This window comes from Streptomyces sp. NPDC042102, assembly GCF_055582305.1.
In genome coordinates, this window is record NZ_JBVJDL010000003.1 from 775440 (window position 1) to 786741 (window position 11302).

Consider the following 11302-nt stretch of genomic DNA (forward strand, 5'->3'; position numbering starts at 1 on the left):
GTGGGGGTCAGGCGGGCCGGGTGGGGAGGGGGGTCAGTTCGTGGGTGTAGAGCCAGCGTGTCGAGCGTTCGTAGCCGTAGCGCAGGGCCAGGGGGAGTACGGCCTCGTGCACGCGGCGGCGCACCGGGCTCGGGGTCTTCGCGTCGCGGTTGCCGGACGCCGCGCGGAGCATCCGGGCGATGCGGGGGCGGCGCAGCGCGTCGTAGGCGGTCAGGGCGGCGGGGACCGACGGGGCCGTGGCCACGCAGCGGGCCAGGGTCACCGCGTCCTCGAGCGCCATCGAGGCGCCCTGCCCGGCGCCGACGGGGTGGGCCGCGTCCCCGATCAGGACCGTCCGCCCGTCGTGCCGCACCGCGACCTCGGCCGCTTGTGCGTCAGGGTCGCGCGGTGCGTCCGCGTCGCCGCCGCGAGCAGCGCCGACGGCACCGCCTCGTGGCGGTAGAGCGCGCCCAGCGCGGACAGGGACGCCGCCGCCGGGTCCGGCGGCCGCGGCGAGGCGACCTCGTCGACACCCTCACCGCGCTGCTGCACCGAGGGCTCGCCGGTTAAGCGATTTGCATCCGTCGGGGGGCGTCACGTAACGTTGGGTTCACCGACGCGGGGTGGAGCAGCTCGGTAGCTCGCTGGGCTCATAACCCAGAGGTCGCAGGTTCAAATCCTGTCCCCGCTACTGAAGCCGAAGGCCCGGATCCTCAAGGATCCGGGCCTTCGGCGTTTGTGCAGAGGCAGGGAGAAGGGGCGGGCCGCTCTGCGGCCCGCCCCTTCTCCCTCGGCCTCGGGCCGCGGCTCTCAGGCCGTCGCCGCGCAGTTCGGGCAGATCCCGCGGTACGTCACCTCGACGCCCTCGACCGTGAAGCCGAAGCGCTCCGAGTCGGGCAGGTCGGCCAGCGGGTTGCCCGCCGGGTGGACGTCGCGGATCGCGCCGCAGCGGGCGCAGACCAGGTGCTGGTGCGGCCGGTGGGCGTTGGGGTCGTAGCGCTTGGCGCGGCGGTCCGTGGACACCTCCAGGACCTCACCCAGGGACACCAGCTCGCCCAGGGTGTTGTAGACGGTCGCCCGGGAGATCTCCGGCAGCCTGGCCACGGCGCGGGCGTGCACCTCGTCGGCCGTCAGGTGGACGTGGTCACCGTCGAGCACCTCGGCCACGACGCGGCGCTGCGCCGTCATGCGCCAGCCGCGTCCGCGAAGTCGTTCCAGCAGGTCACTCATGTACGCCAGCCTAGCAGCGAGGGGACCTGGTGCAGTTCAGGAACCCGTTCGGAATTGGATGCTTATTTGATTTAGACAAAGTCCAATGTAGGCTGGTCCCACCGCAACGAACCACACGCAGGAGGCGCACGTGACGCACGGACCGCTCACCACGGAGGCCGGGGCTCCGGTCGCGGACAACCAGAACAGCGAGACGGCGGGCGTCGGCGGTCCGGTCCTGGTCCAGGACCAGCTCCTGCTGGAGAAGCTCGCGCACTTCAACCGCGAGCGCATCCCGGAGCGCGTGGTGCACGCCCGCGGCGCCGGCGCGTACGGCACCTTCACGCTGACGCGCGACGTCTCGCGGTGGACCCGGGCGGCGTTCCTCTCCGAGGTCGGCAAGCAGACCGAGACCTTCCTGCGCTTCTCCACCGTCGCGGGCAACCTGGGCGCGGCCGACGCCGTACGCGACCCGCGCGGCTGGGCGCTGAAGTTCTACACCGAGGAGGGCAACTACGACCTCGTCGGGAACAACACCCCGGTGTTCTTCATCAAGGACGCCATCAAGTTCCCGGACTTCATCCACACCCAGAAGCGCGACCCGTACACCGGCTCGCAGGAGCCGGACAACGTCTGGGACTTCTGGGGCCTGTCGCCCGAGTCCACCCACCAGGTGACCTGGCTCTTCGGCGACCGCGGCATACCGGCTTCCTACCGCCACATGAACGGCTACGGCTCGCACACGTTCCAGTGGAACAACGAGGCCGGCGAGGTCTTCTGGGTCAAGTACCACTTCAAGACCGACCAGGGCATCAGGAACCTCACCCAGGCCGAGGCCAACCGGCTCGCCGGCGAGGACCCCGACAGCCACCAGCGCGACCTGCGCGAGGCCATCGAGCGCGGGGACTTCCCCACCTGGACCGTGCAGGTCCAGATCATGCCCGAGGCCGAGGCGGCGACGTACCGCTTCAACCCGTTCGACCTCACCAAGGTGTGGCCGCACGAGGACTACCCGCCGATCGAGATCGGCAGGCTGGAGCTCAACCGCAACCCGGAGAACGTCTTCGCCGAGGTCGAGCAGAGCATCTTCAGCCCCGCCCACTTCGTCCCCGGCATCGGCCCGTCCCCCGACAAGATGCTCCAGGGCCGGCTCTTCGCGTACGGCGACGCCCACCGCTACCGCGTCGGCATCAACGCCGACCACCTGCCGGTGAACCGCCCGCACGCCACCGAGGCGCGCACCCACTCCCGTGACGGCTTCCTCTACGACGGCCGCCACAAGGGTGCGAAGAACTACGAGCCGAACAGCTTCGGCGGACCGCACCAGAGCGGCCGTCCGCTGTGGCAGCCGACCCAGGTCACCGGTGGCACCGGCCACCACGCCGCCGCGGTGCACGCCGAGGACACCGACTTCGTCCAGGCGGGCAACCTCTACCGGCTGATGTCGCAGGAGGAGAAGGCCCGTCTGATCGAGAACCTGTCCGGCTTCATCGCCAAGGTCTCCCGCGACGACATCGCCGAGCGGGCGATCGACAACTTCCGCCGGGCGGACGACGACTTCGGCAAGCGGCTCGACGCCGCGGTCCAGGCCCTGCGCGGCTGACCGGACCGCTCGCCGAGGCAAGGCGACGGGCCGGGACCCCGGTACTCCCGGGGGTCCCGGCCCGCCGTCGTTACGCCGGCACCCCGCGGCGTTCGGGAACCCAGCAGCGGATGATGTCGCGGACCGAGACGATCCCCACCGGCCCGCCGTGCTCCAGGACGATCAGATGCCGGAAGCCGCCGTGGGCCATCGCCTCGGCGGCATCCAGCAAGGTGGCCTCGGGGGTGCAGAACACCACGTTGTTCGTGGTGTGCGCGCCCACGGTCTCGCGGTCGGGGTCGTGCCCCGCACCGATCGAATTGAGGATGTCGCGCTCGGTCAGGATGCCGACCCCGCTGTGATCGGGGTCGAGGACGACGGCCGCGCCGACGCGGCGGCCGGACATCAGGCCTGCGGCCTGTCGGAGGGTGTGTGCGGGTCCGAGGGTGAGGATCAGGGTGCTCATGGCGTCACGGACGAGCATGGAGAGAGCCACCTCCTAGGGTGAGAACCCCCGCTCGGGCGGAGCGCTTAGAGAAAGCATTCACAAGCGCACAAGCGGAGGATTCTCAGATTCCCACGACCACACAGGGCCAACAAGGGGGCGCGTTCAGTCGCGCGGACGCACGTACTCCAGCATCCGGTCGTGCAGCAGACCGTTGGACGCCGCCGCGTTGCCGCCGTCCACTCCGTCCACGCCGTCGAGGCTGGTGAACCGGCCGCCGGCCTCCTGGACGACCACCGCGATCGCGGCCATGTCCCACAGGTTCAGCTCCGGCTCCGCGCACAGGTCCAGCGCACCCTCGGCGACCATCATGTACGGCCAGAAGTCCCCGTAGCCGCGGGTGCGCCAGCACGCCCGCGTCAGGTCCAGGAACCCGGCGAGCCGGCCCTGCTCCTCCCAGCCGCCCAGCGAGGAGTACGCGAACGAGGCGTCGCTCAGCGAGGCCACCTTCGAGACGCCGATCCGGGTCTCCTCGGCGAGGGTGCCCCCCGCGAACGCGCCCGCCCCCTCGGCGGCCCACCAGCGGCGGCCCAGCGCCGGGGCGGACACCACGCCGACGACCGGACGGAACCGGCCGTTCTCGTCCTCCTCCATCAGGGAGATCAGCGTGGCCCAGACCGGCACCCCGCGGACGTAGTTCTTGGTGCCGTCGATCGGGTCGACGACCCAGCGCCGCGGACCGCCGCCCACGAGGCCGTACTCCTCGCCGAGGATCGCGTCGGACGGCCGCGCCTCCTCGATCAGGCGCCGGATCACGGCCTCCGTCTCGGTGTCCGCCTCGCTGACCGGAGTCATGTCCGGCTTGGTCTCCACCTTGAGGTCGAGAGCCTTGAAGCGGGCCGTCGTGACCTGGTCGGCAGCATCGGCGAGAGCGTGGGCAAGGCGCAGATCATCGTCATACTCGGGCATGGCCGAACAGTATCGGCACCGTTCCGGCCGGACCACACGGCCCGTCTTGACACGGCGTCAGAGCGCGTCAACTCTGGCGGGAAAGCGTGGGGAGGCGAAGATGCCGGCAGCGCGGGAGGCCTTGCTGGAGGCGGCCGGAGCGGCGCTCGTGGCGCGCCCCTGGACGGCCGTGCGGATGGTCGAGGTGGCGGCCGCGGCCGGGGTGTCGCGGCAGACGCTCTACAACGAATTCGGCGGAAAAGAAGGGCTCGGGCGCGCCCTCGTGCGCCGTGAGACCGACTGGTACCTGGCCGGCGTGGACCGCGCGCTGGCCCCGCCCGCCCGGCCCGAGGAGCGGCTGGCGGCGCTGGCCGACTGGACCGTGCGGGCCGCCCGTGAGCACCCCCTGGTCCGGGCGATCCTGACGGGCTGCTGGGACAGCCGGCTGCCGTCGGCCGTACCGGCGGGCACCCCGTGGTCGGGAGCCGCCACCGGGCCGCCGGGACCCGGGGAGATGGCCCGCGCGGTGCGCGACCGGGCGACGGCGGCGCTGTCGTCGGCGCTGTCGTCGGCGCCGGAGGCGGGCGGGTCCGGCGGATCCGCGGCCGCCGGCGTGCGCCAGTGCGAGCTGGCGGTACGGCTGGCGCTCTCCTACGTCATCGCCCCGCCGCTGGACCCCGCGGACCCGGACCTCGTCACGCTCCTCGCCCCCTGACCGCACCCCGCCGCCGCCCGGGCCCGCTCAGTGGGTGCCGCCCGACAACTGCAGGCCGATCACCCCGATGATGACCAGGGAGATCGAGACGATCTTCAGGGTGGAGACCAGATCACCGAGGAAGACCATGCCGTAGATCGCCGTCCCGGCCGCGCCGATCCCCGTCCAGACCGCGTACGCCGGGCCCACGTCGAGCTTCTTCAGCGCCAGCGTCAGCAGGCCGAAACTGCCGAGCGCGAAGCACGCGAAGGCGATCGTCGGCCACAGCCGGGTGAACCCGTGGGACAGCTTCAGGCAGACCGCGAACCCGGTCTCCAGGATTCCCGCGACCACGACCAGCAGCCACGCCATGTCGAATGCCTCCCCGCGTCACGTGACACGGCCGTCGCCCCGACCTCGCGCCACTTGGTGCGATTATGCATTTACCAGACATGGCGCCCGGCAAACGTCGGCCGCGGACGTCAGTCGCCCTCGCGGCGCTCGCGCGTCGCCAGCAGCCGCCGCAGCGAATACAGCCGGGCCGGCTCCGCGTGACCCTGCTCCACCCACTCGTCCAGCGCGCAGTCCTTCTCGTCGTGGCTGCACGCCCGCGGGCAGTTCTCCGTCCCCGGCACCAGGTCCGGGAAGGCCAGGATCACCCGCGACGGATCCACGTGGTGCAGACCGAACGACCGCACGCCCGGGGTGTCGATGACCCACCCCTCCACCCCCGGCAGCGGCAGCGCCAGTGCCGATGTGGTGGTGTGCCGGCCGCGCCCGGTGACCGCGTTGACACGGCCCGTGGCCCGCCTGCGGTCCTCCGCCACCAGGGAGTTGACGAGCGTGGTCTTGCCGACGCCCGAATGGCCCACGAACGCCGTGATCCGGCCCGCCAGCCGCTCGCGCACCCGCGCCGCCGCGTCCCCGGTCTCCAACTCCTCGCGGTTGGTCACCACGTAGTTCACACCGAGCGTCGCGTACGTCTCCAGCAGCTTCTCCGCCGGCGCCAGGTCCGACTTCGTCAGCACCAGCAGCGGCTCCAGACCCGCGTCGTACGCCGCAACCAGACAGCGGTCGATCATGCGGGGCCGCGGCTCCGGATCCGCCAGCGCGGTGACGATCGCCAGCTGGTCGGCGTTCGCGACGACCACGCGCTCGTACGGATCGTCGTCGTCGGCGGTGCGCCGCAGCACCGAGCGGCGCTCCTCGATCCGTACGATCCGCGCGAGCGTGTCCTTCTTGCCCGAGAGGTCGCCCACCAGGCCCACCCGGTCACCCACCACCGCGGCCTTGCGCCCCAGTTCGCGGGCCTTCATGGCGACGACCTTGCGGTCCTCGACCAGGCAGGTCAACCGGCCCCGGTCGACGGTGAGGACGAACCCCTCGGCCGCGTCCTCGTGCTTCGGCCGGATGCTGGTCCGCGGCCGGTTGCCCTTGCGGTTGGGGCGGCTGCGGATGTCGTCCTCGTCGGTGTTCTTGCCGTACCGGCGCATGGCTGGCCCTTACGCTCCCGCTCCCGCAGCGGTTCCCGCGAGCATGTCCGTCCACATCCGGGGGAAGTCCGGCAGGGTCTTCGCGGTCGTCGCCACGTTCTCGATCTGCACGCCCTCGACCGCCAGGCCGATCACCGCGCCGGCGGTGGCCATCCGGTGGTCGTCGTAGGTGTGGAACACCCCGCCGTGCAGGCGGCGCGGGCGGATGTGCAGGCCGTCGGCGGTCTCGGTGACGTCGCCGCCGAGCTCGTTGATCTCCTTGGTCAGCGCCGCCAGCCGGTCCGTCTCGTGCAGCCGCAGGTGGGCCACGCCGCGCAGGGTCGACGGCGAGTCGGCCAGCGCCGCCACCGCCGCGATGCCCGGGGTCAGCTCGCCGACGTCGCCCAGGTCCACGTCGATGCCGTGGATCTTGCCGGTGCCGCTGAAGACCAGCCCCGCGTCGGTCAGCTCGCAGGAGCCGCCCATCTGCGTGAAGATCTCGCGCAGCGCGTCGCCGGGCTGCGTGGTGCGCCGCGGCCAGTCCGGGATCGTGACCGTGCCGCCGGTGATCAGCGCGGCGGCCATGAAGGGCTGCGCGTTCGACAGGTCCGGCTCCACGACCATGTCGCGGCCCAGCAGCGCGCCCGGCGCCACCCGCCAGACGTTCTTCTCGCCGCCCGCCTCCGGGGTGTCGACCTGGGCGCCGGCGGCGCGCAGCATCTCCACCGTCATCCGGATGTGCGGCATCGACGGCAGGTTGGAGCCCACGTGCCGCACCTCGACGCCCTGGTTGAAGCGCGGGGCCGACAGCAGCAGCGCGGAGACGAACTGCGAGGAGTTGCTGGCGTCGATCTCGACGGTGCCGCCCTCCAGCGCCCCGCCGCCGTGCACGGTCAGGGGCAGCGCGCCCCGGCCCTCGTCGTCGATCCGGGCACCGAGCGCGCGCAGCGCCCCGATGACCTGGCCGAGCGGGCGCTCGTACGAGCGGGGGTCGCCGTCGAAACGGATGTCACCGGCGGCCAGCGTGGCCACCGGCGGCAGGAAGCGCATCACGGTGCCGGCGTTGCCGACGTCCACGGTCGCCGGGCCGTGCAGCGCGGCCGGGATGATCCGCCAGGCCTCACCCGAACCGGTGTCGGCGGAACTGGAGGAAACCGTCTCCTCGATGCCCACGCCCATCGCGCGCAGCGCGTCGGACATCAGCTGGGAGTCGCGCGAACGCAGCGGCCGACGCACCCAGCCCGGCTCGGCGGCCAGGGCCGCGAGCACCAGGGCACGGTTGGTCACCGACTTCGACCCCGGCACGGTCACGGTGGCACGGACGGATCCGTCCGCGAGCGGGGCGGGCCAGAGGGCGGGCGGCGCAGGGGTCTGGGTCATGCCCTCACTTTAGTGGCAGTGCCCGGTACCCGGCCGCGCCGCTCACAGGCCGAGAAGCCACCGCCCGCCGCCCGTCAGCGAGCACAGCGTGACCACGTGGAACATGATCAGCCACACCACCGGGTGCAGGTGCGTCAGGCGTCCCAGCTGGTCCGCGTCCGAATCGGGGGCCCCGCCGTGCCGGCGCTTGCCCTGGAGCTCGAACACCGGCCGTACACCGCCGAGCAGCAGGAACCAGACGACCCCGTACGCGAAAAGGGCCTGCACCTCGGCCGGGGCCAGCCAGGACACCAGCAGGAACGCGCCGCCGCAGGTGATCACGGTCAGGGCGCCGTACGCGTTGCGGATCATCGTCAGCATCGCCAGGAGCAGCGCCGTCGCCGCCCACAGCAGCAGCGTGATGCGGTGCGAGGCCAGCAGCGCGGCCCCGCCCAGCCCCAGCAATGACGGCGCGATGTAGCCGGCGGCCGCGGTCAGGATCATCCCCAGCCCGGTCGGTTTGCCGCGGCTGACGGTCAGGCCGCTGGTGTCCGAGTGCAGCCGGATCCCCTCCAGCCGGCGGCGGGTCAGGACGGCGACCAGCCCGTGCCCGCCCTCGTGAGCGATGGTCACGGCGTTGCGCGATATTCGCCAGACCGGATGCGGGAGGACAACGGCCAGGGCGACCAGGCCGGTCACGATCACCAGCCACATCTCGGGGGCTGCCTGCGTGCCGGTGAGCCGGTCCCACAGGCCGGCCGCGGAGGTGCTGTTCATCTGACGGCGGACTCCTTGCCTGGGTGGTCGGATGACATGGCAGTGTGACAGCCATGTGCGGACGGTATGCATCGAGTCGTAGGCCCGAGGACCTGGTGGACGTCTTCGGGATCGAGCGGTGGGAGCCCGAGGAGGCCCTGGCGCCCGACTGGAACGTGGCACCCACCAAGGAGGTGTACGTCGTACTCGACCGTCCCCTGAAAGACGCGGGGGACCCGCGTCCGGTTCGCCAGCTGCGCACCGTCCGGTGGGGGCTGGTCCCCTCCTGGGCCGAGAACCCCGACGGCGCCGCCCGGATGATCAACGCCCGCTCCGAGACCCTGCACGAGAAGCCCTCCTTCCGCCGCCCCTTCGCGCAGCGGCGCTGCATCGTCCCCGCCGACGGCTACTACGAGTGGGTCACCGGCACCGACGAGCGGCAGCTGGAGGTCGAGGGGAGGAAGAAGCGCCCGCGCAAGCAGCCGTACTTCGTCACGCCCGCCGACGGCTCCGTCTTCGCGATGGCCGGGATCTACGAGTTCTGGCGCGACCGCACCCTGCCCGACGCGCACGCGCAGGCCTGGTGGGTGACCTGCTCGGTGATCACCACCGAGGCCGAGACCACCCCGCTGGGCATCGCGCCCGCCGAGGGACCCGGCTCGCTCGCCGAGATCCACCCCCGGATGCCGCTGATGCTCACCCCGGACCGCTGGGACGCCTGGCTGGACCCCACCGACACCGACGTGGCGGGGCTGCGCGGGCTGCTCACGCCGCCGCCCGGCGGCCTGATGCGGGCCTACCCGGTCGCCACGGCCGTCAGCAACGTCCGCAACAACGGGCCCGAGCTGCTGGCGGAGCTGGCCGCGCCGGAGCTCGGCACGCTGTTCTGACCCGGGCAGGATGGGGCGCATGACGACGCGTACCCAGAGTGTGGACACCCCGGCCGGCGAGGCCCGCATCACCTGGCACCCCGCCCGTGGCGCCCGCCTCGTGCTGGCCGTGAGCCACGGGGCGGGCGGCGGCATCGAGGCCCGCGACCTGCGGGCGCTGGCCGCCGCCCTGCCCGGCCGCGGGATCACCGTGGCGCTGGTCGAACAGCCCTGGCGGGTGGCCGGCAAGAAGGTGGCCGCCGCCCCGAAGGTGCTGGACGAGGGCTGGCGCGCGCTGTGGCCGGCGCTCGCGGAGCCCGGAGTGCCGGTGGTCGCGGGCGGCCGCAGCGCCGGGGCCCGGGTGGCCTGCCGGACCGCCGTCGAGCTGGACGCGGCCGGCGTCCTGGCGCTCGCCTTCCCGCTGCACCCGCCGGGCCGGCCGGAGAGCTCCCGGGCGGCGGAGCTGACCGGGGCCGGGCGCCCCACGCTGGTGCTCCAGGGCGGCCGGGACCCCTTCGGGCGCCCGGAGGAGTTCCCGGAGGGCTCCTACGAGCTGGTGGAGGTCCCGGACGGCGACCACGGCTTCGCCGTGCCCAAGCGGGCCGCCACCACCCAGGAGGAGGCCCTGGAACTGATCACCACGACGACGGCCGGCTGGCTGGACCGGCTCCGGCCGTGAGCGGCCCGCACGTGGATTCCCCGCAGCGGACGGGAATGCGGGACCTTCGTCCTTGGTTGACGCCGGTGTCGGAACGTAGGAACCGCCGGAAGATGAGGATGCGCATGACCCAGGTCATCAGCCAGAACCGTCCGCAGGCCGCTGACCTGGACTGGACGGTGCTGCCTGCGCCGAAGCGCACCCCGGTTCGGGCGGCGGGGGGCCGGGATGGTCGACTATTCTCCGATTCGAGCGGGTCCGCATTCGGAGCTGCCACGCTGTCGGAGGAGGTGGGTTCCGTCACTGGGACCGACGAAGGCCACGCGGAGGAGACGACCGCGGAGCGCAACGCGCGCTTCGAACGGGACGCCCTCGGCTACCTCGACCAGATGTACTCGGCCGCACTGCGCATGACGCGCAACCCGGCCGACGCCGAGGACCTGGTCCAGGAGACGTACGCGAAGGCGTACGCGTCCTTCCACCAGTTCCGCGAGGGGACCAACCTCAAGGCGTGGCTCTACCGCATCCTGACCAACACCTTCATCAACTCCTACCGCAAGAAGCAGCGGGAACCGCAGCGCAGCGCGGCGGAGGAGATCGAGGACTGGCAGCTGGCGCGCGCCGAGTCGCACATGTCGACGGGGCTGCGCTCCGCCGAGTCGCAGGCGCTCGACCACCTGCCCGACTCGGACGTCAAGGAAGCCCTGCAGGCCATTCCGGAAGAGTTCCGCATCGCCGTGTATCTCGCGGACGTAGAGGGCTTTGCGTACAAGGAGATCGCGGACATCATGGGTACACCCATCGGTACGGTCATGTCGCGACTGCACCGTGGCCGCCGTCAACTCCGCGGAATGCTGGAGGACTACGCCCGTGAGCGCGGGCTGGTCCCCGCGGGCGCGGGAGAGTCGAACGACCGGAAAGGCTCGGGCTCATGAGCTGCGGAGAGCCGCACGAGATGGATTGCTCTGAGGTCCTGGACCACCTTTATGAGTTCCTCGACCACGAAATGCCGGACAGCGACTGCACGAAGTTCGAGACGCACTTCGGCGAGTGCAATCCCTGCCTGGAGAAGTACGGGCTCGAGCAGGCCGTGAAGAAGCTGGTGAAGCGCTGCTGCGGGTCGGACGACGTGCCGACCGACCTGCGGTCCAAGGTCATGGGGCGGATCGAGCTGATCCGTTCCGGCCAGGCCGTCCCCGACCACGACGTCACGGCGGGACCGGCCACCGGCTGACACCACCGGCCGCCGCCGGCCGGACGTCCGTGAACACCTGCCCCCGGAACGCCCCTTCGTTCACCCGAAGGTGCTAATCCAGGGGCACCCGGACGGC

15 protein-coding genes and 1 tRNA gene are annotated in these 11302 nt (G+C 72.0%); 7 read left to right on the forward strand and 9 right to left on the reverse strand.

Translation table 11 applies throughout. The annotated features are described in order from the left end of the window. Nucleotides 1-7: 7 nt before the first annotated feature. Together ACZ6KO_RS16835 and ACZ6KO_RS16840 are read right to left on the reverse strand one after the other, a co-directional pair. Entirely contained in the window at nt 8-352 is a 345-nt protein-coding gene (locus ACZ6KO_RS16835; protein ID WP_469304714.1) for an FAD-dependent oxidoreductase, read from the reverse strand. Then, nucleotides 325-531 carry a hypothetical protein gene (locus ACZ6KO_RS16840; protein ID WP_469304715.1) on the reverse strand — a complete coding sequence of 69 codons (207 nt, stop codon included), beginning with the start codon at nt 529-531 and terminating at the stop codon, nt 325-327. Before ACZ6KO_RS16840 ends, ACZ6KO_RS16835 begins: the two co-directional genes overlap by 28 nt. 65 nt (nt 532-596) lie before the next feature. On the opposite strand from ACZ6KO_RS16840, the gene ACZ6KO_RS16845 reads away from it, so the two are divergent. Next, nucleotides 597-670 (forward strand) — tRNA-Met (locus ACZ6KO_RS16845). A gap of 119 nt (nt 671-789) precedes the next feature. Here ACZ6KO_RS16845 and ACZ6KO_RS16850 read toward each other — a convergent pair. After that, nucleotides 790-1209, reverse strand: a complete 420-nt coding sequence (locus ACZ6KO_RS16850) for a Fur family transcriptional regulator (RefSeq protein WP_401454671.1) — start codon at nt 1207-1209, stop codon at nt 790-792. A gap of 130 nt (nt 1210-1339) precedes the next feature. Here ACZ6KO_RS16850 and ACZ6KO_RS16855 point away from each other — a divergent pair, with 130 nt between their 5' ends. Continuing rightward, nucleotides 1340-2791 (forward strand): catalase, encoded by a 1452-nt coding sequence (locus ACZ6KO_RS16855; protein ID WP_469304716.1) that lies wholly within the window; start codon nt 1340-1342, stop codon nt 2789-2791. Between the two features lie 70 nt (nt 2792-2861). Here ACZ6KO_RS16855 and ACZ6KO_RS16860 read toward each other — a convergent pair whose 3' ends face one another. Next, nucleotides 2862-3254 carry a CBS domain-containing protein gene (locus tag ACZ6KO_RS16860; protein WP_469304717.1) on the reverse strand — a complete coding sequence of 131 codons (393 nt, stop codon included), beginning with the start codon at nt 3252-3254 and terminating at the stop codon, nt 2862-2864. A gap of 126 nt (nt 3255-3380) precedes the next feature. After that, nucleotides 3381-4184: a histidinol-phosphatase gene (gene hisN / locus ACZ6KO_RS16865; RefSeq protein ID WP_469304718.1), complete on the reverse strand. Its 804-nt coding sequence runs from the start codon at nt 4182-4184 to the stop codon at nt 3381-3383. Between the two features lie 100 nt (nt 4185-4284). Between hisN and ACZ6KO_RS16870 the strand changes: the two genes are divergently transcribed. Continuing rightward, nucleotides 4285-4878: a TetR/AcrR family transcriptional regulator gene (locus ACZ6KO_RS16870; protein ID WP_469304719.1), complete on the forward strand. Its 594-nt coding sequence runs from the start codon at nt 4285-4287 to the stop codon at nt 4876-4878. Nucleotides 4879-4905: 27 nt separating this feature from the next. Here the strand turns inward: ACZ6KO_RS16870 and ACZ6KO_RS16875 are convergent, their stop codons facing one another. From ACZ6KO_RS16875 to ACZ6KO_RS16890, 4 genes are all read right to left on the reverse strand, one after another. Continuing rightward, entirely contained in the window at nt 4906-5229 is a 324-nt protein-coding gene (locus ACZ6KO_RS16875) for a DMT family transporter (protein ID WP_469304720.1), read from the reverse strand. Between the two features lie 110 nt (nt 5230-5339). Next, nucleotides 5340-6350, reverse strand: coding sequence for a ribosome small subunit-dependent GTPase A (gene rsgA / locus ACZ6KO_RS16880; protein WP_469304721.1), 1011 nt, complete (start codon nt 6348-6350; stop codon nt 5340-5342). Nucleotides 6351-6359: 9 nt separating this feature from the next. Next, nucleotides 6360-7709 carry a 3-phosphoshikimate 1-carboxyvinyltransferase gene (gene aroA, locus ACZ6KO_RS16885; RefSeq protein ID WP_469304722.1) on the reverse strand — a complete coding sequence of 450 codons (1350 nt, stop codon included), beginning with the start codon at nt 7707-7709 and terminating at the stop codon, nt 6360-6362. Nucleotides 7710-7751: 42 nt separating this feature from the next. Then, nucleotides 7752-8465, reverse strand: a complete 714-nt coding sequence (locus ACZ6KO_RS16890; RefSeq protein WP_469304723.1) for a M50 family metallopeptidase — start codon at nt 8463-8465, stop codon at nt 7752-7754. A gap of 53 nt (nt 8466-8518) precedes the next feature. Between ACZ6KO_RS16890 and ACZ6KO_RS16895 the strand changes: the two genes are divergently transcribed. The 4 genes from ACZ6KO_RS16895 to rsrA all read left to right on the forward strand — a co-directional run bounded on the left by ACZ6KO_RS16895 (nt 8519) and on the right by rsrA (nt 11205). Further along, on the forward strand, nt 8519-9334 hold the full coding sequence (locus ACZ6KO_RS16895; RefSeq protein ID WP_469304724.1) for an SOS response-associated peptidase: 816 nt from the start codon (nt 8519-8521) through the stop codon (nt 9332-9334). Between the two features lie 19 nt (nt 9335-9353). Further along, complete coding sequence (locus tag ACZ6KO_RS16900) at nt 9354-9992, forward strand: alpha/beta hydrolase family protein (protein ID WP_469304725.1); 639 nt, start codon at nt 9354-9356, stop codon at nt 9990-9992. A gap of 269 nt (nt 9993-10261) precedes the next feature. Continuing rightward, complete coding sequence (locus tag ACZ6KO_RS16905) at nt 10262-10906, forward strand: sigma-70 family RNA polymerase sigma factor (RefSeq protein ID WP_401454646.1); 645 nt, start codon at nt 10262-10264, stop codon at nt 10904-10906. Then, nucleotides 10903-11205: a mycothiol system anti-sigma-R factor gene (gene rsrA, locus ACZ6KO_RS16910; protein ID WP_469304726.1), complete on the forward strand. Its 303-nt coding sequence runs from the start codon at nt 10903-10905 to the stop codon at nt 11203-11205. Before ACZ6KO_RS16905 ends, rsrA begins: the two co-directional genes overlap by 4 nt. The last annotated feature ends 97 nt before the right edge of the window (nt 11206-11302 follow it).